This window comes from Pseudomonas sp. HK3 (assembly GCF_052920985.1).
Genome location: NZ_JBREXD010000001.1, coordinates 1,947,466 through 1,970,643, shown reverse-complemented (window position 1 = coordinate 1,970,643; position 23,178 = coordinate 1,947,466). Strand labels below are relative to the sequence as shown.

Annotated in this window: 26 protein-coding genes; 16 read left to right on the top strand and 10 right to left on the bottom strand. The window is 42.6% G+C overall.

Annotation, left to right across the window (positions count from 1 at the left end; genetic code table 11):
• Positions 1-9: 9 nt before the first annotated feature.
• Positions 10-1,152 carry a glutamine-hydrolyzing carbamoyl-phosphate synthase small subunit gene (gene carA / locus ACU6U9_RS09245; protein WP_446734734.1) on the bottom strand — a complete coding sequence of 381 codons (1,143 nt, stop codon included), beginning with the start codon at positions 1,150-1,152 and terminating at the stop codon, positions 10-12.
• A 296-nt stretch (positions 1,153-1,448) separates the two neighbouring features.
• On the opposite strand from carA, the gene ACU6U9_RS09240 reads away from it, so the two are divergent.
• The gene (locus ACU6U9_RS09240; protein WP_446734733.1) at positions 1,449-1,895 is read left to right on the top strand and encodes an SRPBCC family protein; all 447 of its coding nucleotides are present in this window, start codon (positions 1,449-1,451) and stop codon (positions 1,893-1,895) included.
• Here ACU6U9_RS09240 and ACU6U9_RS09235 read toward each other — a convergent pair.
• The gene (locus tag ACU6U9_RS09235) at positions 1,892-2,569 is read right to left on the bottom strand and encodes an SIMPL domain-containing protein (RefSeq protein WP_446734732.1); all 678 of its coding nucleotides are present in this window, start codon (positions 2,567-2,569) and stop codon (positions 1,892-1,894) included. The two genes, ACU6U9_RS09240 and ACU6U9_RS09235, sit on opposite strands and share 4 nt — an antisense overlap.
• A gap of 126 nt (positions 2,570-2,695) precedes the next feature.
• Here ACU6U9_RS09235 and ACU6U9_RS09230 point away from each other — a divergent pair, with 126 nt between their 5' ends.
• Genes ACU6U9_RS09230 through ACU6U9_RS09220 form a run of 3 tightly spaced genes read left to right on the top strand, consistent with a single transcriptional unit; the run spans position 2,696 to position 5,171 of the window.
• Positions 2,696-3,148 carry a CopD family protein gene (locus ACU6U9_RS09230; RefSeq protein WP_446734731.1) on the top strand — a complete coding sequence of 151 codons (453 nt, stop codon included), beginning with the start codon at positions 2,696-2,698 and terminating at the stop codon, positions 3,146-3,148.
• A gap of 32 nt (positions 3,149-3,180) precedes the next feature.
• The gene (locus ACU6U9_RS09225; protein WP_446734730.1) at positions 3,181-4,341 is read left to right on the top strand and encodes a dipeptidase; all 1,161 of its coding nucleotides are present in this window, start codon (positions 3,181-3,183) and stop codon (positions 4,339-4,341) included.
• Positions 4,342-4,379: 38 nt separating this feature from the next.
• Positions 4,380-5,171 (top strand): class II glutamine amidotransferase, encoded by a 792-nt coding sequence (locus tag ACU6U9_RS09220; protein ID WP_446734729.1) that lies wholly within the window; start codon positions 4,380-4,382, stop codon positions 5,169-5,171.
• 11 nt (positions 5,172-5,182) lie between these two features.
• Here the strand turns inward: ACU6U9_RS09220 and ACU6U9_RS09215 are convergent, their stop codons facing one another.
• Positions 5,183-5,719, bottom strand: a complete 537-nt coding sequence (locus ACU6U9_RS09215; RefSeq protein WP_446734728.1) for an NUDIX hydrolase — start codon at positions 5,717-5,719, stop codon at positions 5,183-5,185.
• 139 nt (positions 5,720-5,858) lie between these two features.
• On the opposite strand from ACU6U9_RS09215, the gene ACU6U9_RS09210 reads away from it, so the two are divergent.
• The 4 genes from ACU6U9_RS09210 to ACU6U9_RS09195 all read left to right on the top strand — a co-directional run bounded on the left by ACU6U9_RS09210 (position 5,859) and on the right by ACU6U9_RS09195 (position 8,760).
• Positions 5,859-6,581 (top strand): spermidine synthase, encoded by a 723-nt coding sequence (locus ACU6U9_RS09210; RefSeq protein ID WP_446734727.1) that lies wholly within the window; start codon positions 5,859-5,861, stop codon positions 6,579-6,581.
• A 326-nt stretch (positions 6,582-6,907) separates the two neighbouring features.
• A complete protein-coding gene (locus tag ACU6U9_RS09205) occupies positions 6,908-7,114 on the top strand; it encodes a hypothetical protein (RefSeq protein WP_446734726.1) in 207 nt (68 codons plus the stop codon).
• 125 nt (positions 7,115-7,239) lie between these two features.
• Positions 7,240-7,857 carry a TetR/AcrR family transcriptional regulator gene (locus tag ACU6U9_RS09200; RefSeq protein ID WP_446734725.1) on the top strand — a complete coding sequence of 206 codons (618 nt, stop codon included), beginning with the start codon at positions 7,240-7,242 and terminating at the stop codon, positions 7,855-7,857.
• 9 nt (positions 7,858-7,866) lie between these two features.
• The gene (locus ACU6U9_RS09195; RefSeq protein WP_446734724.1) at positions 7,867-8,760 is read left to right on the top strand and encodes a haloalkane dehalogenase; all 894 of its coding nucleotides are present in this window, start codon (positions 7,867-7,869) and stop codon (positions 8,758-8,760) included.
• A 186-nt stretch (positions 8,761-8,946) separates the two neighbouring features.
• Here the strand turns inward: ACU6U9_RS09195 and ACU6U9_RS09190 are convergent, their stop codons facing one another.
• Positions 8,947-9,201 (bottom strand): hypothetical protein, encoded by a 255-nt coding sequence (locus ACU6U9_RS09190; protein WP_446734723.1) that lies wholly within the window; start codon positions 9,199-9,201, stop codon positions 8,947-8,949.
• A 523-nt stretch (positions 9,202-9,724) separates the two neighbouring features.
• Here ACU6U9_RS09190 and ACU6U9_RS09185 point away from each other — a divergent pair.
• The 3 genes from ACU6U9_RS09185 (at position 9,725) to ACU6U9_RS09175 (ending at position 11,713) form a co-directional block, all read left to right on the top strand.
• Positions 9,725-10,549 (top strand): hypothetical protein, encoded by an 825-nt coding sequence (locus ACU6U9_RS09185; RefSeq protein ID WP_446734722.1) that lies wholly within the window; start codon positions 9,725-9,727, stop codon positions 10,547-10,549.
• A 118-nt stretch (positions 10,550-10,667) separates the two neighbouring features.
• Positions 10,668-11,006: a hypothetical protein gene (locus tag ACU6U9_RS09180; protein WP_446734721.1), complete on the top strand. Its 339-nt coding sequence runs from the start codon at positions 10,668-10,670 to the stop codon at positions 11,004-11,006.
• Between the two features lie 341 nt (positions 11,007-11,347).
• Positions 11,348-11,713 carry a hypothetical protein gene (locus ACU6U9_RS09175; protein WP_446734720.1) on the top strand — a complete coding sequence of 122 codons (366 nt, stop codon included), beginning with the start codon at positions 11,348-11,350 and terminating at the stop codon, positions 11,711-11,713.
• A 77-nt stretch (positions 11,714-11,790) separates the two neighbouring features.
• On the opposite strand, the gene ACU6U9_RS09170 is transcribed toward ACU6U9_RS09175, so the two are convergent.
• The gene (locus ACU6U9_RS09170) at positions 11,791-12,615 is read right to left on the bottom strand and encodes a cupin domain-containing protein (protein ID WP_446734719.1); all 825 of its coding nucleotides are present in this window, start codon (positions 12,613-12,615) and stop codon (positions 11,791-11,793) included.
• A 206-nt stretch (positions 12,616-12,821) separates the two neighbouring features.
• Here ACU6U9_RS09170 and ACU6U9_RS09165 point away from each other — a divergent pair, with 206 nt between their 5' ends.
• The 5 genes from ACU6U9_RS09165 to ACU6U9_RS09145 all read left to right on the top strand — a co-directional run bounded on the left by ACU6U9_RS09165 (position 12,822) and on the right by ACU6U9_RS09145 (position 15,859).
• Positions 12,822-13,301: a YHS domain-containing (seleno)protein gene (locus ACU6U9_RS09165; protein WP_446734718.1), complete on the top strand. Its 480-nt coding sequence runs from the start codon at positions 12,822-12,824 to the stop codon at positions 13,299-13,301.
• Between the two features lie 27 nt (positions 13,302-13,328).
• Positions 13,329-13,604 carry a BufA1 family periplasmic bufferin-type metallophore gene (locus tag ACU6U9_RS09160; RefSeq protein WP_446734717.1) on the top strand — a complete coding sequence of 92 codons (276 nt, stop codon included), beginning with the start codon at positions 13,329-13,331 and terminating at the stop codon, positions 13,602-13,604.
• 29 nt (positions 13,605-13,633) lie between these two features.
• Positions 13,634-14,572: a DUF692 domain-containing protein gene (locus ACU6U9_RS09155; RefSeq protein WP_446734716.1), complete on the top strand. Its 939-nt coding sequence runs from the start codon at positions 13,634-13,636 to the stop codon at positions 14,570-14,572.
• Positions 14,565-15,335, top strand: coding sequence for an HvfC/BufC family peptide modification chaperone (locus ACU6U9_RS09150; RefSeq protein WP_446734715.1), 771 nt, complete (start codon positions 14,565-14,567; stop codon positions 15,333-15,335). The genes ACU6U9_RS09155 and ACU6U9_RS09150 overlap by 8 nt, the downstream gene beginning before the upstream one ends.
• A 62-nt stretch (positions 15,336-15,397) precedes the next feature.
• Positions 15,398-15,859: a DoxX family protein gene (locus ACU6U9_RS09145; RefSeq protein WP_446734714.1), complete on the top strand. Its 462-nt coding sequence runs from the start codon at positions 15,398-15,400 to the stop codon at positions 15,857-15,859.
• Positions 15,860-15,945: 86 nt separating this feature from the next.
• Here ACU6U9_RS09145 and dapB read toward each other — a convergent pair whose 3' ends face one another.
• From dapB to dnaK, 5 genes are all read right to left on the bottom strand, one after another.
• The gene (gene dapB / locus ACU6U9_RS09140; protein WP_446734713.1) at positions 15,946-16,752 is read right to left on the bottom strand and encodes a 4-hydroxy-tetrahydrodipicolinate reductase; all 807 of its coding nucleotides are present in this window, start codon (positions 16,750-16,752) and stop codon (positions 15,946-15,948) included.
• Between the two features lie 149 nt (positions 16,753-16,901).
• Positions 16,902-17,558 carry a crotonase/enoyl-CoA hydratase family protein gene (locus ACU6U9_RS09135; RefSeq protein WP_446734712.1) on the bottom strand — a complete coding sequence of 219 codons (657 nt, stop codon included), beginning with the start codon at positions 17,556-17,558 and terminating at the stop codon, positions 16,902-16,904.
• 361 nt (positions 17,559-17,919) lie between these two features.
• Positions 17,920-18,531, bottom strand: a complete 612-nt coding sequence (locus ACU6U9_RS09130; protein WP_446735077.1) for a methyl-accepting chemotaxis protein — start codon at positions 18,529-18,531, stop codon at positions 17,920-17,922.
• Positions 18,532-20,002: 1,471 nt separating this feature from the next.
• Complete coding sequence (dnaJ, locus tag ACU6U9_RS09125) at positions 20,003-21,124, bottom strand: molecular chaperone DnaJ (protein ID WP_446734711.1); 1,122 nt, start codon at positions 21,122-21,124, stop codon at positions 20,003-20,005.
• Positions 21,125-21,202: 78 nt separating this feature from the next.
• Entirely contained in the window at positions 21,203-23,125 is a 1,923-nt protein-coding gene (dnaK, locus tag ACU6U9_RS09120) for a molecular chaperone DnaK (protein ID WP_446734710.1), read from the bottom strand.
• Positions 23,126-23,178 lie beyond the last annotated feature (53 nt).

The window sequence follows — 23,178 nt, the reverse complement described above, 5'->3', positions numbered from 1 at the left end:
CTCCAATTATTAAGCTTTGCGGGCTTGCATTAATTCAATGAAATGGTCAAACAATGGCGCTGCATCGTGTGGACCTGGGCTGGCTTCAGGGTGTCCCTGAAAGCTAAACGCTGGCTTATCAGTGCGATGAATACCTTGCGTTGTGCCATCAAACAGTGACTTATGTGTCACACGTAAGTTAGCGGGTAGGCCTTCTTCGCTTACCGCAAAACCGTGGTTCTGTGCGGTAATGAGTACCGTCTTATCGTCTAGGTTTTGCACTGGGTGGTTACCACCGTGGTGGCCATGACCCATTTTCAATGTTTGTGCACCGCTGGCTAACGCCAATAGTTGATGGCCCAAACAAATACCGAATACCGGAATATCGGTTTCTAACAATTCTTTAATCGCAGCAATGGCGTAATCACACGGCTCTGGGTCACCAGGGCCATTTGACAAAAACACGCCATCTGGGTTCATGGCTAAAACGTCACTTGCTGGGGTTTGTGCAGGTACAACCGTAAGGTCACAACCACGATCCGCCAGCATGCGTAAAATATTACGCTTAACACCGTAATCGTAAGCGACAACTTTAAATGGCGTATCCGTTACGTCTTCGTGACCTTTGCTGGGCTCACGGCCAAGCTGCCAGCTGCCTTCTTTCCAAGGGTAGCTTTTATCTGTGGTCACTTCTTTGGCTAAGTCCATGCCTTTTAGGCCAGCAAAACTTTTTGCAGCCTCTAGTGCACGCGCTTCATCGATGTCATCGCCGGCCATCACGCAACCACTCAAGCTGCCTTTCTCACGTAAAATACGCGTCAAACGACGAGTATCGATGTCGGAAATACCAACAACATTACGTTCAATTAGATAATCATCAAGGGCTTGTGTGCTTCGGAAATTACTAGCAACGAGAGGGAGATCGCGAATCACTAATCCGGCGGCCCAAATGCGATCGCATTCGGCGTCTTCATCATTGGTGCCATAATTACCAATGTGTGGATAAGTAAGAGTAACAATTTGGCGGCAATACGAAGGGTCGGTCAGAATCTCTTGGTAACCTGTCATGGAGGTGTTAAAAACAACCTCACCAACAGATTCCCCATCCGCTCCAATGGCGGTTCCTTTAAAGATACTTCCGTCTTCGAGCGCAAGAATAGCTGACTTAGACAAGGCTTCTTCCTCGTGACAATGCAAGTGGACAAGTCGCAAAAAAGCGGGACAAAGGTTTAACCCTATCCCGCTCTTTGAAATTATATCTTTGGCTGGAGGTGAGGCGCTTAATCAAGCATCGGCCTACCTGTGCAAATTAGGTGCGCATTGTACGTTACACGGCCAGCAAAGTCCATGCGTTTTACTCTAGGAGATCCCTTAACAATTGCCAAACGCGCGCTGTACAAATAATGGCCAGTATTTTGCTTAAAATGACTAACTGTTGTTTTTTTGACCACCAACATATGAGGTAAGTCATGGCAGACAGCTTACATCAGGTTCTCATCGAGGCCAGCCCTGCTACCGTCTATGATGCCATCACACAAAACCAAGGCATCAAAGGCTGGTGGACCGACACATGCGATACCGCCCGTCACGAAGGGGGTCATTGCACATTTTGGTTTGATAATCACCAAACCCATTTCACCATGGAAGCCACACGGCTCTTGCCTAATCAGCGTGTCTTTTGGCAGTGCATTGGTGGCCCAGAAGAATGGCTAGGCACAGAGCTATGGTGGGAAATCAGCTTAGCAGAGGGCAATACCTGTGTGCTTGATTTCAAACACATGAATTGGCAAAGAGACGATGGCCTATTCCCTTTATGCAACAGCACATGGGGCAGCCTGATGACACAGCTTAAGCAATTTTGTGAAACAGGGGTGGCAAACCCCTACTTTCAAAACATAGCCGAGCCGGTTGACTAGCAGCCGCTTGCTTGCCAGATGATTTCTAAGCGCACCGAAATGTTATGTTCATTGGCCACTGGGGCCGATTTGGCCTCCATCATCATAACGCGAGGGCCACCGTGGGAGTTTGTATACTCTCTAATATCTTTTACTTTTGGCCAGCACAAATTAGCCAAACCGGTTAATGTTTTAAGCTTTTCTCTGTTTGCGGCATACGCCAATTCATAAGCCTGCTGCTCTGCTTTTTTACGAATCGCATCCCCCACACCGACACCACCTTGATACAGTGATTCAGGTTTTAAGCGTGTCAGTTTTTTCATGGTATCGTCGTACTGAATTAAGCTTAACCCTTTAACATTAAAACTATGTTGAGCTTGGTAACCGGTTAATTCACGCTGACTATCCCTTGGGTAGTGATACATAGGCTGTACCGATTCATTTTGCGTCACAACATTAAAGCCTGAGGCTTTTTTCCATGTTAAAAAGTCTGCAAGATTGGCATTCAGTTTAGCCAAAGCCGCTTCGCTGGTTTTAGCCTGTGCTGAAAACCCGACCTGCACAGAGTACTGGTCAGCCTTTAAAGCCACTTCGCCTTGAGCTTGTGTGTGTATTTGAATATCGTCAGTCGGAAAACACCCCACCAGCCCCGTCAACGCAAGCAACAATCCCATGTAGCCAATTCGTTTTAGCATCTCTTTTCTCCTATTTATCATCCAGCATATGAACATTTAATCACATGAACGTTCCCAGAGCCTTGCCCCAAGGCACAATAATAGACACTATTGCGCCATCAATAATATTCAATTTAAGGAAAGACCATGGCCATTGCAATTAGCTTACACATTTTAGCCGCATGTATTTGGGTGGGCGGGATGTTTTTCGCTTACCTATGCTTGCGTCCTGTTGCTGCTGACGTATTAGAACCCGCCCAACGACTCACTCTTTGGCGAGGTGTATTTGAACGTTTCTTTAAATGGGTGTTATTAGCCATCGCCGTCTTAATATTAAGCGGTCACTTCATGATCGCCATGTTCGGCGGTATGAAACTGGTTGGCGTACATGTTCATATTATGCTGCTACTGGGCTACATTATGTTTGCGATATTTGGCCATCTCTTTTTTACACCGTTTAAACGTTTAAAAGCCGCGGTTGATAATCAAGACTGGGCTGCTGGAGCGGCGCAGCTAAATACCATTCGCAAAATGGTAGGGGTTAATTTAGTGATCGGACTTGTGACGATTATTGTCGCCAGCGCAGGGCGCTTTCTTTAATTAAGCACTAACACAATATAAAAGAGCTCAACATGAAAATAATAATCAGCGCCCTAATCGGTCTTTGTTTACTCGTTGCTGCTTTTTTGTATATTGCTCCCCCTTATGTGGAGCAATCAATGAACATTATAAAACCCCACTCGCCTTGGCCTGTTTCACAAGCTGCTCAAGCCTTGCATGATGAGCTGGTCATTGGCGATTGGCATACCGACTCATTATTATGGGACCGCGACCTGCTTGAGCAAGAGGACTATGGTCATGTTGATTTCCCGCGTTTAGTCAAAGGCAATGTAGCGCTACAGGTATTCACCTCGGTGACCAAAAGCCCAACCGGTCAAAATTACCAATCGAATGCAAAAGAAGCCCGCGATAACATTACCCTTCTGGCTATGGCACAAGCTTGGCCAACCAGAACCTGGTCGAGTTTATTTGAACGAGCACTTTATCAAGTAGAACGCTTACACGATTTAGAACGACGCACGCCTGGGCAGATTCGCATCGTCAAATCTCAACAAGACCTAGACGACGTTTTCACCCTAAGAAACAAAGGCATCAAAATAACCGGTGCATTAATGGGCATGGAAGGAGCACACCCTTTAGAGGGCAAACTAGAAAACCTCGATGCATTATATCGTGCCGGTTATCGGCTAATTGGCTTACAGCATTTTTTCGATAATGAACTCGGCGGCTCGCTACACGGCAAAAGCAATACAGGTTTAACCAAATTTGGTCAGCAAGTTGTAAAACGGGCTATCGCTAAGCACATGATTATTGATGTGGCGCACTCGTCACCTCAAGTGGTTAAAGATGTATTAGCCATGACCAGCAAACCCATTGTATTAAGCCATACAGGCATTCATAGTCACTGTAAAACCAAACGCAACCTTCCTGATAGCCTCATGCAAGCTATTACCAACAATGGCGGTGTTATTGGTATCGGTTATTGGAATGATGTGACGTGCGACGACACCCCGGCTGGTATCGTAAAAACCGTACGCGCAGCCATCGATCTACTGGGCGAAGATCATGTGTCATTGGGATCTGATTACGACGGCGCCGTCGTCACACAATTTGATACCTCTGAGCTAGCCGCTCTCACTCATGAAATGCTAGTACAAAATTTTAGCCTAACCGAAATCAAAAAAGTCATGGGCGAGAATATGTTGCGCGTAGTTAGGGCAAACTTGCAGTAAACTACCACACTTACTTTTAGATACATTGGCGAATCAGCATGTGCGAACTGTTAGGCATGAGTGCCAACACACCCACCGATTTATGCTTTAGCTTTACCGGTCTCACACAAAGGGGCGGTAAAACTGGCCCTCATGCCGACGGCTGGGGCGTGGCTTTTTTTGAAGGCAAAGGCATTCGTACGTTTCATGATGCGGCGGCCAGTTCCGATTCAGAAGTCGCAAACTTCATACAAAAACTGCCCATCAAAAGTAAAACTGCAATTTGCCATATTCGACAAGCTAATGTGGGCAATATTTGCCTTGCCAACACTCACCCGTTTGTACGTGAGCTTTGGGGACACAACTGGGTGTTTGCGCACAACGGTCAAATAGAAAACTTTGCACACCGTATTGGCATGTATGAACCCATCGGCGAAACCGACAGCGAAAGTATTTTTTGCGATATCATGAATCAAGTTCGCCAAACCATTCCTCGCGATGCGATGCCGAATCAATTAAGCCAAACGCTTACCTCACTTGCGCAAACATACGCGAACCAAGGCGTCTTTAATTGTTTGTTAAGTAATGGGGATTGGTTGTTCAGCTTTTGCAGTACCAAACTTGCCTGCATCACCCGTCGCGCGCCATTTGGTGCTGCACAGCTCAAGGATGCCGATGTCACGGTAGACTTTGCAGGCGAAACCACACCCAATGATGTGGTCAGTATTATTGCCACCGAACCGCTCACAACAGATGAAGACTGGCACATTTACCAGCCCGGTGAATGGCGTCTTTGGCAGTTAGGTGAAGTCATGGCACAGGGAATCGTTGAGCTTAAACCGAAAACCTGATTCACTTTATTTTATGGCAAGAGCCCTTGTGACTGGGCCTGCTTAATGATCACCGTGGATTTATCCCAAAGCGAAATATCCACAACATCATTTTTAAAGTGATCGCCTTTTTCTAACTGCTGCAATAGTGCCGCTTTTTCAACCCAAATCCAGTTTTCTCTTTCCGAATAAACATCACCGTCACAACCGTTTGATTGTGACGGCTGATTTAAGTTGTCACTGGGTATGAAAGGGATGCGCACCACAAAACTCACATAGTGATCATTGCGTACATACTCTTTAGAAATTGATTGTATTTGTCCTAAAAAATAGCAACCCGTCTCCTCATGAAACTCCCTTAATGCACCCTGCTCTAGTGTTTCATTCGCCTCTAGGCCACCACCAAATGCGGCATAACCCCGATAAGAGGCCAAGCCGGTATGATCCGCTAACAGCACATAATGCACGCCGTCATGTTCTGCGTAGGCAACCACGCCAGCCGCCGTAATATCATTACTGGAGCAGCTGATAACCGCCACCAAAAAAACACTGAGAATGAGATATTTCATGATTCTATTTTCACTTACGTTAAAGCCTCTAAGTTAACCACATACTATGACAAGTGGTTGACTAAAATAAACATGATACAGCCTCGCCTGTATTTGCCTTTGTCCGTATGATAGCCATGCACCCTAAAAGGCTCTGAACATGACATTTGTATTTGAAGAACTCGACTATCAAGTCACCCCGCGCGGCGCGATTAGCTTACGCAAACGCTCAGAGCCACGCCTAAATCATAAGGTGCTGTACGAAGTAAAAATGAATGACGAATTTTTAATGTCGAGTTTATTTGTTGAGGCTGAAGTTGAGCTCTCTAAACTGGGCCTTGCCAAATTTGCAGGGCAAGACATTGATGTCGTCGTCGGCGGCCTCGGTTTAGGCTACACCGCCAAAGCGGCACTGGATTTTGAAAACGTACAATCTCTTTGTGTAGTCGATGTGATGGAGCCGGTTATTCGCTGGCATGAACAAGGCTTGGTGCCACTGGGTAACGAGCTCACAAACGATCCGCGTTGTCGTTATGCCCTTGGTGACTTTTTTGAATTTGCCACCGCCCCAAACACGAGCTTTGATGGCTCATCTGGTGATGACAAAGTGCACGCTGTATTACTCGATATCGACCATACTCCTAGCTACTGGTTAAATCCTGAAAACAGCCGTTTTTATACAACGGATAGTCTGAATGCAATGAAAGCCAAAATTCACAGTGGCGGCGTATTTGGTTTATGGTCAGACGAAGCACCGGATGAAACCTTTGTAAATGTGTTAAAAGCGGTCTTCCCATCGGTCGAAACTCACATGGTCTATTTTGATAATCCGTATACAGGTGAGCAGTCGTCTAACTCGGTTTATATTGCGCACGTGGATTAAACACAGTGCGTTAAGTTCAATGTTTATTTAACGCAGTCGCTAAATATATTCAATTTACCCCCTTGAATTAATATATGATAACGCGCCTTATCAACTAGTATTTTTGAGAACAAGAATACGATTCGAGAAAAATAAGTATTAATTATTGCTATAAAATAATTTTAGCCACGTTAATACTTAGCCTATTACAAGGTTGTGGTTCAGAATTTAATTGGGAAAGTGCCAGCAAAGAAGAAGGTATTGACGGTTTAAAACGTGAGCAGCTACATATCCCAGAAATGTCAAATATCGTAACAAGTAAATATATAGGCTATAAAAAAGAATCGATGAAAAACCGCCTTAGGGTGAAATTCAACTTACCCGACTCAATGGCCCCTGAAGATTGGCTTGATTATCTTTCGCAGCTCAATAATGAACAAGCCTATGAAAAATCAGCAAACGACCCGCTCGAAAGAAAAACCCGCTACAACTCATTAAAATATGACGCTGAGCAAGAATGGTATGTCTTCACCATACATTGTTATATCTGCTAACAGCACATTAGCAAGCCAATAACAGAGCGTGCCTTGCACTTTTAAAACACCTGTTATATAACATGTGTTTTAAAAAAACCTCAATGAGATAACCAAGCATGACAGGCAGACCAAAGTCATTTGATATGGACGCACTTCTCGCTGAATCTGTTGGGTTATTTTGGCGTCAGGGCTATCAGACAACATCCATAAGAGATGTGGCTAAGGTAGCAAACCTGACAACGGGCACGCTTTACAATGAGTTTGGCAGCAAAGAGGCCTTGTATGCAGCCACGCTTGAGCACTACTTCGCTCAGGTAATAAAGCCTCGTGTCGATACTATTTTACTGGCCGAGCACCCTGCTTTTCTAAAAGCAAATACACTAGATACTGGACTCTCACGCATTCATTACTTCTTAGTTTCAAGCGTACACGGGCTGCCTACGTCAGTGGCATATCAAGCGTGTTTATTGATTAATTCTAAAAACGAATTAGGCATAGGTGATACCCCTATTCATCACGTTATCGATAAAGCCAATCGCTATATTACAAATGCGATCAAAAAAGTTCTCATCGCAATAGATTCAAAAAAAGAAGCGCCACCTACTGTGGCACTACAGTCGAAGTTACTACAAGTAAACGTGTTTATGACAGGTTTACTAATGACCGCCAAACATATTAAAGATACTCGCACGCTTATCCCAACAGTCGACGCGTTTATTCAGCAGCTAGAACATTCCCATAACCTTAAAATCGAAGAGTAAAAAAATAAAATGAAATCGATTCGCACACCTGAAGCACGTTTTAAAAACCTGCCCAATTATACTTTTGAACCACACTATATTGAAGTAGATGGCATGCGAATGCATTACGTTGATGAGGGCCCAAGAGACGGCAAAATTATTTTAATGCTGCATGGCGAGCCAAGCTGGTCATACCTTTATCGCCACATGATTCCAGTGTGTGTTGCTGCTGGGCACCGCGTCATTGCGCCGGATTTAATCGGGTTTGGGAAATCAGATAAACCGACCGAGATTGATGATTATTCGTATAAAAAACATATGAACTGGATGCAACATTTTATTGATCAATTACACCTAAACGACATCACACTTGTATGCCAAGACTGGGGCTCACTTATTGGTTTACGCTTGGCGGCCGAAAATGACAGTCGCTTTAGTGCCATCGCCATTGGTAATGGCATGCTACCAACAGGGGATGCGGGTAAGGTTCCTACCGTGTTTAAAATTTGGCGCGCATTTGCACGATACAGCCCTTGGTTTCCTATTGCCCGTATCATCGAAGGGGGTTCATTTAAAAGCTTTAGCAAAGGTGAGCGCCGCGCATATGATGCACCGTTTCCGTCCTCTCAATACAAAGCAGGCACCCGTGCGTTCCCTCGGTTAGTGCCCACAACACCTGATGACCCAGCATCACAGGCCAATCGCGATGCATGGCACATTCTAGAGAAATGGGACAAACCTTTTTTAACGCTCTTTAGTAATGGTGACCCGATCATGCGCGGCTTCGACAAAGAATTTCAACGTCGTGTACCGGGTTGTAAAAACATGCCTCACCAAACATTAAAGGGAGGGCATTTTTTACAAGAAGACTCAGGGACTGAATTTGCGTTGGCGATTAACGATTTGGTTGCTAACTATCTTTAGGGAATCTTTATAAGAAAAACCGAAGGTTGTTATGGATCTTCGGGTTTTTTACTCTCAAAGAAACGTTCATCCACAGCCTTTATGAGTTAGTACTGACGCTGATTATTTTCTTTATTTAGGTTTTGACACATGGTGCATTTGCTACAAGTTTTCTACCTAAGTTGTCAGGCAACCCAATAAATAGGGTTACACTGCTATCCCAACACACAATTTCAAAATAGGCGTTTTCGAGCTGCTTATCTGGCTCACCTTCCCAAAAACCTGGATTTCCTTCAGCATAGGTTGACCAGTAGTAAAGGGCTCAGTACCTTTAGGAAAAGCTGAAATAACAGCCCATACAAATTGATAATCAAATGCCTTTAGCTTCAAAGCTAGATCCTCACCGCGCACCCATGATGGATCATTCAATTCAGGCCAAGCTCCCTCTATATCAGCAGTCATAATCTTCAAGCTTAATCTCAAGCCAACGAGCAACATCACGCATACTCGTGTAGAAATTAACTTGTGATGTAGTTTCCTGTATGTAATTCAACATCTAGTTAATATAACCAACTATGGTGTCTGAATTATTTGGTGCATCTTATCATGAAATTCTGCCTGTAATTTAGCCACGGTTCACCCTCCCTGATAAACCCCAAATTCTATTTTATTGTATGTATATCCACTAGATTATCAAGGTTGATCTGTATATCCCGATTTTAAGATATCTCTTACAAATCACTACAGCCCATGCTATTAAAGGGCTGTAGGATCATTCAAAAAATCAGATGGTGATATACGGAAATATATCAGTTTATTTAATTGAACTATTTTTTCGATTCGGTAGTATTCGCGAGCAATTAACATGGACGCGACAAACCACTGATAGCAAAGGGAAAGTGCTGGTCATTCCCCTTCTTGTATATAACTGGTTATCAAGATCCATCCGAATAACCAAATTGTTAGGTTTCCTCTGGAGGGATTTGTGAATCTTCAAAATGTAAAAATTACAGAACTAACTTTTGAACATATTATTCGATTTATACGAGAAGTCGCTATCATCGGTGTACTGTCTTTTTTATGCATTAATGTATTTAGTGGGGGGTTAAGCCTGGATTTTACTAAATTATCCCCAACAGAATTGGTTGGCATTTTACTAGCTTTTTTCTCGATATCTTTATCTGCTGCATTTTATTTTGCTGCAACTAATGCGAGTAATAAATTTTATGACAATATAAACAAATTCAATAAAGACACTTCAGAGTTATTGGGCAGGTTAGATGAGCAACTTAAACACGTAAATACTCGTCAAAAAGAATTAGGAGACAGGATAGACAAAAGTTATTTGAATTCATCGAACGGTGATGATGAGCAAAGCTCAGCAGATAATGAAAAGCAAATTGAGGATATTCAAAATAAGTGGCAAGAATCTTTAGATAAAATTTTGAATTCAGCAACTATAGAACCTGAAGAAAAACTAAAATTAGAAACCGAATTAAAACGAAAAAATGCAGAATTAAGTACATTGAAAGAAGAGCAAGCAAAAATTGAAGCTAAGAAAACCTTTAGTATTAAAAGTTATCTCAAGAGAAGAATATCTGAATATGGAATTGATGATGCGGTAGTGCTAAAACCAGATGAATTACTTTTAAATTTATTAGATATGTCTAAAGGAATTATATTCCGAAGAGATCTAGAGAAGTTTGGTTTTTTATTAACAGAAAACCCCAAGAGTGTGGATGATGTAACAGACAAAGGGCGTAAATTAGTTTCCGATGTTATGTCACGGTTAATTGAAAGGGAAACCTAACAAGTAATTAAACAGGGACAAAAAACAGTTTGCTGTTTCGTGCCTCAACAATTTTAGCAAACAATTTTTTGCCCGTTAATTGGGCGTTATGTATTACCAGCTAATAAAGGTTTTATAAGTGATTAAAAAAATTTTACTACTGTCACTAGCTTCTGCATCTATGAATTCTTTTTCTGCGGAAACAAGTTTAGATACAAGCGTCCTTAGTATCTATGCGCCAATATCAGGTACTCCATTTGTAAACTTTGAAGCAAATACATTACCAGGCTGTTATGGGAATACAGGTGCATATATGCCTGTTACATCTGAAGCTTCGGCAAAGGCGGCTTATTCAACTCTTCTTGCGGCCCAGATGGCTGATAAAAGACTAAGGGTTTATTACACCCTGAACGATGTAGCTTCTGATTATGCCGGCTGGGGACTTTGTACAATAACTGCGATTTCAGTTTCTAAATAAATTAAAATATAACAAACTCATGCATCCCATACGGGATGATGAGAGCCGTTATGTGAAAAATATGAATTTTAAATTATAAATTACTGCTATAGCACTATTTATTTCCAATGCTTCCTATGCTGTTTCGGTATGTAAAAATTGCTCTATTACAGGAATTCAACTAGATGTACGGCGAGATGGTACATACATCTGGATGGAAGGCTCTGGTGATTGGTCTAGTTCAGAAACTGAATGCTCTACAGCAGGGACAAAAGCTTTCTTTATACCAAAAGATTCTGACCTTGAAAGCACTTTAATCAGCGTTTCAATGGCCACATTCATTTCAAAAGGTACTGTTGGATATGCATACGGTGATGGAATATGCCATGGCGGATATGAAACACTCCATTACATTTACGTTAAATAAACACATAACAATGGTGGGTACTCGCGCGTTCTCTCGATTAGTGCCCACCACACCTGATGACCCAGCATCACAGGCCAATCTCGATGCATGGCATATTCTAGAGAAATGGGACAAACCTTTTTTAACGCTCTTTAGTAATGGTGACCCGATCATGCGCGGCTTCGACAAAGAATTTCAACGTCGTGTACCGGGTTGTAAAAACATGCCTCACCAAACATTAAAGGGTGGGCATTTTTTACAAGAGGATTCAGGAACCGAGTTTGCGTTGGCCATTAATGATTTGCTAGCCAAGCATCTTTAATACTGTCATTGATTTGATCATTCTTTAAGTGTGGTTACTTTAAAGAATGATCGCTTTTTATTTTTTAGCCCAACTGTCTATTTAAACTTATCCAGCCATTCTTTTGGCGACAGCCCTGTTTTTTTGCGAAACACTCTCGCCAGTGCTGAACCATTTTCATAACCCACTTCATTGGCCGCTAGACCAACTGATTTATTTTTTCGTAATAAACCTTGTGCAATAAATAGGCGCCAGTCCGTTATGTAATCACCCGGGGATTGACCAACCACCTCTTTGAACAGTTCAGAAAACTTTGAACGTGACATAGCCGCCATATTAGCCAGCGAGGCAAGGCTCCAATTTTCTTCTGGGTGCTCATGAATTTTTATCATGACATTTGCTAATTGCGGATGAGAAAGGCCCGCAAGCATACCGTGTGCAACCTCGCCATCTTCTAATACTTGTCTTAATACTTGTATCAGAAAGATATCACTTAAACGGTCTATCATGGGTTGCCTCCCGCAACGCTCATTAAAGGCTTCTTCAAACAACCAACTTGCGGATTGCCCAAGGTAATCAGAATCTTCGATATCGAAATATAAAAACTTAGGGAGTGCACTCGCCAAAGGATTATTAAAGCTGTCCTTATATTGAACACTGGCGCATACCAGCTCAGCGTGGTCGGACTCACTCGCCATTATTTGATGATGTGTCGCTTGAGGAAAAAAAATAACCGTAGGGCGCTCAAATACTCTCTTTTCACCCTTATCGTCCATTAAGGTCAATTTACCGGATTTAAGTAAATGAAGGTGGCCTTCGCTATTGTCGCTCGAGCCAAAAGGTTTAATACCGCACATATTGCCACTAAAAAAGACCTGTGCATTCATAGAAAAGCGAAGAAGAATCTCTGATAAACGATCCATTTATGGCCCTCGGTACATAAAAACATTGAAAATCGCACATTTCTGGACGATTTGAATCAAAGTCTGGACTATATCATCCCACTTAGCCCCCATAAAGCCGTAATCTAGCCTCACTGCCAAACACAAGTCACCCTTCATCAAGAACGGGTCACTGGCATACGTTTTTAAACCAAAACCTATGTAAATAAATGCAATGGAGCAACACAATGAAACTTTCTCATTTAATTAAATCCGCTTTTGCGGTTAGTACACTTGTATTAAGCAGCCTAACATTTGCTGCAAACATTGATATGAACGCAGATGAAAACGATATCGCAATCAGCGGTTATGACACTGTTTCTTACTTCACAAAAGGTCAGCCAACTCAAGGTAGCTCAAAATACACCGCTACCTATAACAATGCTATTTATCAATTTTCAAGTGCTGAAAACCGTAATAAATTTCGTGCAAACCCAGAATATTATGCCCCTCAGTACGGTGGTTATTGCGCCATGGGTGTTGCACTAGAGAAAAAATTCACCGTTGACCCGACGGCTTGGTACATCGATAACAACAAGTTGTACTTAAACCTAAACAAAGCGGTACAAAAGAAATGGCTAACTGATGTACCTGGAAACATAAAAACATCTGAACACAACTGGCCTGAAATCAAAAATCTAACAGCAGAAGCATTAAGCGAAGATTAATCAATCTATCAGTAAAGGAGCTCAGTAATGAATAAAAAACTCATTACCAATGCTGCTTTACTGGCTGTATTAGCAGTCAGTACAGCAGGCCCTGCACACGCGGCAGGTAAAGAGAAATGTTATGGCGTAGCTAAGGCTGGCCAAAATGATTGTGGTAATTTAGCAGGCACTCATTCCTGTGCAGGCCAATCAACCGTTGATAATGATCCTGGCGAATGGAAAATTGTTGCGAAAGGGACCTGCCTAGAATTAGGTGGCATGAAAAAAGCAGACGCTAAAAAACATTACAACGAAAACCGTTAATACAAAATAATCGTAAGGTTGAGGTTTTTATGGACTCCATTGACACAAGCAATATTCGCAGTCGCTCTGACAATGATCATAAAAAGAAAGCCAACCAGTCAATGATGATTGGTGTCGGTTTACGGCATCAACATTATGCTGATGTCTTATCTCAACCTTACGATCAGCCTGAAAACAATCACATTATTGATTTTGTCGAAGTACATTCTGAAAACTTCTTTGCTCAAGGTGGTGCGAGCCGAGCATTAATTCAGGATATTGCAAAGCGATACCCTATCAGCCTGCACTCAACAGCCTTAGGGCTTGGCTCTTATGCACATGCGGCCAATGGCTATCTTGATTCGTTAAAAGAGTTAATTAAAGTGGTTAATCCATTTTTAATGTCCGATCATGCGGCTTTTTCTTGGGCTGAATTAAATGGCGACATCATCCATGGCGGTGATCTACTTCCCATTGAATTTAATCAAAAAACATTAATGGCCATGGCTGATAATATTAATGCATTACAGCAATCAACTGGGCGCCAGATACTCATTGAAAACGTGTCTGCGTATATACAGCCTGAAAATTCAACATTATCAGAAACTGAATTTCTAGTGAAATTAACTGACCTAACGCAATGCGGGCTACTGGTTGATTTAAATAATTTAATTGTTAACGCAAATAATTTCTCATCAAAGAGTGAACTAGAGTACGCACAAGACTGGCTAGAGAATATACCGCAAGGTTTGATTGGTGAAATTCATCTTGCAGGTTATACACCTGTTAATAACGGTGAGTTTATCATTGATGACCACAGCCAACCGATTAGCAACATAGGCTGGCAACTTTATCAATTTACACTTCAACGTTTTGGAAAAATTCCAACCTTAATAGAATGGGACAATAATCTACCCAGTTGGAATACACTATTAAATGAAGCCAAAAAAGCACGCTCAATTGCTAATGAGGTTTTCAATAATGAATGAACAACAAGCATTAATGAGTGCCATTTTTGGCTCACACGAGTCATCAAAAATAGATGAGAAAGGCTTAGCTGTTTATAAAAGAAACCTTAAAGCCAATTCAACAAGAGCATTAAAGATTAGCTTTCCAACAGTTGAAGCCCTTATTGGAGAGTCGTTATTTTCACAATGTGTTGAAACCTTATTATTATGTGACCCGCCAAAACTCGGTGATTGGGGCTTATGGGGAAACGGTTTTGCTCGTGTATTAGCAAAAACAGCCGCTTTAGATGATTTCCCATACGTTGTGGATATTGCAAAACTGGATTACTCGTTACATATATTAAGTCGAGAAAAAGACTCTACCGTTAATATTGATTCTATCTCGTTATTAACTCGCCATGACATTGATACGCTAAGTATTGCACTTAATCCTAGTGTTAGCATGCTAGCGTCTGCTTACCCTATATTTGATATCTATCAAGCTAACAATACATCACTATCACCAAAAGAAAATGATGAATACTTAAACCATGCAAAAATGAAAATTGCAGAAGGCTTAGGGCAGAACGTTTTATTGTACCGACCTCAATTTAAAGCACTTGTTCGTGAACAACGTGTCGAAGAAAGATATTGGCTTAATTTAATATTAGATGGCTTTTCGATTGGTCGTGCGCTAGACAAAATGGAAGAAAGATTTGGTCATAAAAACCGTTCATTTTCATTTGAACAATGGCTACCTCAAGCGATTCAAGAAAACATAATGACCCATATCCACCACACCTAAACCACTGAATTTAAAACCCAGGCCAGAATCAAACCTAAACATTAATAACAGAGAACATAATCATGAATATAAATAACGAACCCATTTCAAACATCGCAAGCCTTTATAACGTTATTGCCAATACGATCAATAAAGTTCAGCCATTAGCGTTATTAGCTGCACGACTTTATGTGGCTTGGGTATTTTTTGCGTCCGGTTTAACTAAACTGCGAGATTGGGAGAGCACACTCTTTTTGTTTGAAGAAGAATATTCTGTGCCTTTTATTCATTTTGAAGTGGCCGCTTGGCTAGGCACCGCTGGTGAATTGATTCTACCTGTATTATTAGTATTTGGTTTATTAGGGCGCTTTTCAGCACTGGGTTTATTTATTGTAAATATCGTTGCGGTTATTAGCTTGGAAGAGATCGCGCCTGCTGCCTATACATTACACGTTCTGTGGGGATTGTTATTGGCTCAAGTTTTTATTTGGGGGCCGGGCATGATTTCTATTGATCGATTAGTGAAGAATAGACTCTTAAAGTAACAGACTTTGAAAATAACAGATTAGAAAATTCAACATCCAAGCGGATGCTGAATTTTCTAGCACAATCTATATGTAGATAGTGACGCTTAAAACCCTAAAACATCCTGCATGTCATACACGCCATTGTCTTGTGCTTTTAACCAAGCTGCTGCGCGCACTGCCCCTTTCGCAAAGGTCATACGGCTTTGCGCTTTATGGGTAATTTCAACACGCTCGCCTTCTGTCGCAAACATCACGGTGTGATCACCCACTACATCACCGCCACGAATGGTTTGGAAACCAATCTCTTTATGCGGGCGCGCACCGGTTTGACCTTCACGGCCGTAGTTCGCCACTTCGTTTAGATCCCAACCCATGGTTTCTGCAATCACTTCACCTAAACGCAGTGCCGTACCGGATGGCGCATCTACTTTGTGCTTATGGTGCATCTCAATCACTTCGATATCACTTTCGTCACCCATCACTTTAGCGGCCATGCGAAGTAAGTTAAGGCATAACGTCACACCCACTGAATAGTTTGGCGCAAATACGATTTTCATATCCTGGCCAGCCGCTTGTAACGTGGCTTTTTGTTCATCGGTTAAACCCGTTGTACCGATAACAATGCCTTTACCGTTCGCTTTGCAAAATTCGATATTACTCATAGTTGTGTCTGGCGACGTGAAATCAACCAGTACATCAAAATCGTTTACGGCTTCATCTAAACTGCCCACAAGCGCTACGCCTAATTTTTTACCTAGACCAGCCATTTCGCCCGCATCACTGCCTTTTAGACTGTCATCCGGTAAAACAATACCTGCACCGAGTTTTGCGCCTTCGGCTAGTTCGGTGGCTTCAATTAAAATGCGGCCCATGCGGCCAGCGGCACCAATGATGGCAATACGTGTAGTCATGAGGGTGACCTTAAATTGGGTGTCTATATTGGTTGGGGATTGTACATGAAATTAGACGCCGTCGCCTCTTAGGCTGTGACGATGACACATAAAGAAAACCCCAGTTTGCCAAGCGCCAAACTGGGGTTTTGGGAAAACGACTTAGGGGATTACTTTAAAGAGTCTTTCATCACTTTAAGTCGATCACCGCGTAGATCAAGCTTATTCGCTTTATAGAACGCTTTTGGTAGCTTAATTAACTCTTGAGCTAAGTCCATTGCGCTTTGCTGTAGCTGGTCTTTTTCAACAAGTTGATCTAAAAAGCCCGCGCCTACCGCTTGAGCTGGTGTGTATTTTTTCGATTGAATCACGGCAATCGTTTGCTGTGTGTTCACAATACGATCTTTTATCAGGCTCATTAATACTGGCGTAAATGGCATACCAATGGCCGTTTCTGGCAGGTTAACGGTATATTCAGTATTCGCACCGATACGGTTATCAGACGCCATTAAGATAAATGCACCCATGCCGATTGCATGACCTTCACAGGCGGCAATCACAGGTAGCGGAAACCCGTAAATACGTGTCGCCAATACCATACCTTTTTCCAACAGGTCGGTTGCTTGTTGCCCGCCCTTTGCTAATGCTTTTAAATCGAAACCAGCAGAGAACATACCTTCACGGCCAATAATGATAACGGCCTTTGCTTCTTGCTCAGCTTTATCTAACGATTCGTTCATGGCATCAATGAACTCATGATTCAAAGCATTCGCCTTACCATCGTCGATACAAATTTGTGCAACACTGTCTATTAATTGGTAATCCATGCGGCCTCTCTTATTTTATAACTAGATAAATTAACAAGGGTCTCTATTTTAAGTTTGTATATTCTGGAATATGCATCATTTCAGATAGAAGAGACCGAAGCGTTTTAGCTTAACCATTCTAAGGGCATAGGTGTATCACTTTTTTAAACAATTTGGATACTTGGGGAAACAATGATCAGCGTTTAATGGAGCGAGCGAGGGCAACCTTACCTGACTTTTCGGCCTAATAAATGCACTCTACTACATGCAGCCTAATAACAAGACACCCAAGGTGAGTATCAAGCTAAGCGTTCAACAAAAGCAAAGGCATGCGAGACACCTTGAATAACCTCGTTGCGAGCTTATCCAAGCCCAGCACAGATTACAGCTTGATAGAGGCAACGGTCTCAGAAATAATATCCACCACCGAGCGTAGCTTGTTACTCTCTTCCTGTGTTCGGTCTGCTTTCTCTCTCACGCTTTCTGAAGACGTCTGAATACTGTGTATATGACGGTCAATTTCAGATGACGCCGCTGATTGCTGCTCCACAGACGAGGCGATCTGGATATTCATCATGCTCACCTCTGCCATGCTTTGTGCCATCTCACGCATTAACGTAAGTGCCGTACTGGATTGATCTTTGCCTTCTTCACCTTTTTGATTGGATTCTTGAATGGCTGACACCACTCCTTGAATAACCGTCTGAAAGCGGCGCATGGTATGGCGTACTTCTTCGATTGATTTAGCCGTACGCAGTGATAATGACCTCACCTCATCCGCCACCACAGCAAACCCTCGGCCTTGATCCCCTGCTCTGGCAGCTTCAATCGCGGCATTGAGCGCGAGTAAGTTTGTTTGTGAAGCAATGTCTTCAATGGAGTCCAGTACCGCTTCTGTTCCTTGGCTCGCACTTTCTAATTCGCTGATTGATGACACCGCATGATTTAACTCATTTTGTAAAATGCTGATCGCATCTTGAGCACAAGCACTCATTTGCGTGCTTTTTGTTAAACGGTTATTCACCTCTTTCACAAAATCAGCCGACTCTTGTGCACTTTTTGAAACGTCTTGGATTGATAAATTCATCTCATGAATGGCCACAGCTGATTGCTCTATCTTTTTGTGTTCATCCTCTGTGGCTTGCTGCACATCAGATGTCATTGCCAACATTTCTTTGGCCACATTATCAATTCGACTGGCCGCATCTTTAAATTTAGAGAATGCGGTTTCTAAATTTGAGTGAAGATAGTTCACCGCGTTATCAAGTATTTGTAATTCATTACTGGCGTTGAGGATTTCTTTTTTATCGTCTTCGTTTGTGACCAAGGATAACGTCATTGCGATCAAAGTCTTAAGGGCTTCAATAATTGAACGACTGGTAATGCTTACCAAAGTTACAATAAATATAGCGGTAATGATGAGCGATAATGCCGATACCCAGTACATGGATTCTAATTCATTACTAATAAACACCGAGATAGCGCCTATTTTATCTTTGAAAATGCCGGATAGTGTATGAGCCGATTGTCGCATCTCTCCACGATACCCCTCATTGTGATCTAAGCCCTTCAACATCTCAGCTTGGACCAACTTACCAAAGTGGTCTTGATATGATTTCACTCCAGGTAATAAAGCACTAAACCCTTTGCTTTCAATTGTCTGCTCTAGCTCCGTCACTGTCTGATTAAAACGATCAAGGTATTTATTGTCATAACGCAACATGAAATCTTTTTCATGTCTGCGCAGCATCAGTATATCCACGAGCAACTCAGGGTGCGTCTGTACCTGCTCTTCAACATCGTGAATGGATTTACGTAACTCGCCATATAACCCGTCAGTTGAATCAAGTCCTATGGTTAATTGGTGTTTGGCGATCTTTTCAAAACTCGATGCATACGCATTTAAATAGCCTTCGAGTGGTTTGTCTTGCTGCAAACCTAAAATACTTTCGACGGCCTGAATTTCGGCTAAAAGATCACGACTAAGCTGTGTTTGCTGAGAAAACTTATCAACATACTTCATATCCTTTCTAGATAAGAAGTCTTTCTCATGTCGGCGTAACATGAGTAGAGATGCATCAAATTGAAAATAGCTGGCCCTTAGGCGCTCAATGTCAGACATTTTATTCAATGACCACACATTAATTGAGCCAGACAGCCCCATGCCAACAATCACTGCGATCAAAATCAAAAAATGCCGTGCTTTTACTGAAACGTTACTCATAGTCGATAACCATTTTATGGCAAACCTTGATTTATCAGCATAGTCAACGTTTAGAAAACCCCACAACATTTAGCATTACCACTTATTGAACAAACATATGTATAAAACCTATTCCTTAATCTTTTTAATTATATGTAAGTAACCATACTCAGCCTCAATGACCGCTTTGAGCCGCCCATAAAAAAACCTCAATGCTTTCACATTGAGGTTTTTATGACACCTAAGCATTAAACCTTAGGTTTTACTCGAAGAACGTTTTCACATTATCAAACCAAGTTTTCTTTTTTGGCGAATGTTTGTCGCCGCCTTTCAAACTGGCTTGAAATTCTTTCAAGATTTTCTTCTGGTGTTCCGTCAGTTTCACTGGCGTTTCAACCATTACACGGCACAATAAATCACCTGTTGCACCGCCACGTACTGGCACCACACCTTTACCACGCAAGCGGAATAACTTACCACTTTGGGTTTCAGCTGGAATTTTAAGGTTCACGCGACCATCTAATGTTGGCACTTCAATCTCGCCACCCAGTGCAGCATCCGCAATGCTAATTGGTACATCACAGTACAGATTACGCCCGTCACGCTCAAAAATAGAATGCGCTTTGATATGCGTTTCAACATACAAATCGCCAGCTGGGCCACCACGGCCGCCTGCTTCACCTTCACCCGTTAAACGAATGCGATCGCCGTTATCAACACCGGCAGGCACTTTCACATTAAGGGTTTTGGTTTCTTCTTTTACGCCTTGGCCACGACATGAGCCACACGGATCTTTAATAATAGAACCCTGACCATGACAAGTTGGACACGCTTGCTGCACAGAGAAAAACCCCTGCTGCATACGCACTTGGCCTTGACCATGACAGGTATTACATGTGACGGGGCTTGAACCATCTTTCGCACCAGAACCGTCACAGGTATTACAATTTACAAGGGTTGGTACGCGAATTTTAACTTCCGCGCCTTTAACCGCTTGCTCAAGTGTTAACTCTAAATTGTATTTTAAATCGCTGCCGCGCTGCGGGCCGTTACGACCACCACGACCACCACCGCCGCCAAAAATATCACCGAATACATCACCGAAAATATCGCTGAAGTTTCCGTTACCGCCACCAAAACCACCTTGGCCGGCAGAACTATCTACTCCTGCATGGCCATATTGATCATAAGCGCCACGTTTTTCTTGGTTACTTAATATTTCATACGCTTCGGTTGCTTCTTTAAACTTAGCGTCGGCATCTTTATCATCCGGGTTTCTATCCGGGTGATACTTCATGGCGAGCTTACGGTACGCTCGCTTAACTTCTTTTGCGTCCGCGCCTTTATCGACACCGAGTATTTCGTAAAAATCACGTTTTGACATAGTTATTCCGTTAGATGTGAGACGCAAGACGGGAGGCGCAAATTACTTCGCGTCTCCCGTCTCCCATCTAGCGTTTTATTACTTGTTGTCTTTTACTTCTTCGAATTCAGCATCAACAACGTCATCGTCTTTGCCTGCTTCTTGTTCTGCACCACCAGCTTCACCGGCTTGTTGTGCAGCCGCTTGTTCGGCATACATTTTTTGAGCAAGACCAGAAGACGCTTCCGTTAACTTAGCAGTAGCCGCTTCGATTGCGTCTTTGTCGTCACCTTTCAGAGCTTCTTCAACATCAGCGATAGCCGCTTCAATTGCTGTTTTCTCTTCTTCAGTGGCTTTGTCGCCTGCTTCTTCTAATGTTTTCTTAGTCGCGTGAACCATGCCATCAGCAGTGTTACGTACTGTGATCATTTCTTCGAACTTTTTATCCGCTTCAGCATTTGCTTCGGCGTCTTGTACCATTTGTTCGATTTCTTCATCGCTCAAACCAGAAGACGCTTTAATCACGATTGACTGTTCTTTGCCTGTCGCTTTATCTTTCGCATTCACATGCAAAATACCGTTGGCATCAATATCAAACGTTACTTCGATTTGTGGCATACCACGTGGCGCAGATGGAATATCAGATAAGTCAAAACGACCTAATGATTTATTTTGTGCCGCTTGCTTACGCTCGCCCTGTACCACGTGAATGGTGACAGCAGACTGATTATCGTCAGCCGTTGAGAACACTTGAGATTTCTTAGTTGGAATCGTGGTGTTTTTCTCAATCAATGCAGTAGCAACGCCACCCATTGTTTCAATACCTAGCGTTAGAGGCGTTACGTCAAGAAGAAGTACATCTTTAACATCACCAGATAGTACGGCACCTTGAAGTGCTGCACCCATGGCAACCGCTTCGTCAGGGTTCACGTCTTTACGTGGCTCTTTACCGAAGAAATCAGTTACTGATTTTTGTACCAAAGGCATACGAGTCTGACCACCAACCAAGATAACTTCGTCGATTTCAGATGCACTTAGGCCAGAATCTTTAAGCGCCATTTCACAAGGCTTAAGCGAGTTCTTAACTAGGTCTTCAACTAAAGACTCAAGCTTGGCACGAGTCACTTTTACATTTAAGTGCTTAGGACCAGTGGCATCAGCCGTGATGTAAGGAAGGTTCACATCGGTTTGAGACGCTGAAGACAGTTCAACTTTTGCTTTTTCAGCGGCTTCTTTTAGACGCTGCATAGCAAGTGGGTCGCCCGTTAGATCCATACCGGAATCTTTCTTAAACTCAGCCGCTAAGAATTCGATCAAACGCATATCGAAATCTTCACCACCTAAGAAGGTGTCACCGTTAGTCGCAAGTACTTCGAATTGCATTTCGCCGTCAACATCCGCAATTTCGATGATAGAGATATCGAATGTACCGCCACCTAGGTCGTATACTGCGATGGTGCGGTCGCCGCCAGTCTTGTCCATGCCATAAGCAAGTGCCGCTGCTGTTGGTTCGTTAATAATACGCTTAACTTCTAAACCCGCAATTTTACCCGCATCTTTTGTTGCTTGACGCTGTGCATCGTTAAAGTATGCAGGAACCGTGATTACCGCTTCTGTTACTTTTTCGCCTAGGAAATCTTCGGCGGTTTTTTTCATTTTCTTCAACACTTCAGCAGAAATTTGTGGTGGCGCGTATTTCTCGCCTTTCACTTCTACCCAAGCATCGCCATTGTCGGCTTTAGTGATTTTGTACGGCACCATTTTAATGTCTTTTTGTACAACGTCGTCTTCGAAACGACGACCGATAAGACGTTTAATAGCGTATAGCGTGTTCGTTGGATTGGTTACTGCCTGACGTTTTGCAGGTTGGCCCACTAAAATTTCGCCGTCTTCTGCGTATGCAATAATAGACGGGGTTGTGCGATCGCCTTCCGCGTTTTCAATTACGCGAGTCTTTTCGCCATCCAATACAGACACACAAGAGTTTGTGGTGCCTAAGTCGATACCAATGATTTTACCCATAATATTTCTCCAATCTCAATTCGTAAGAGCGCTGGCTCTATTCTTTGCTCAGT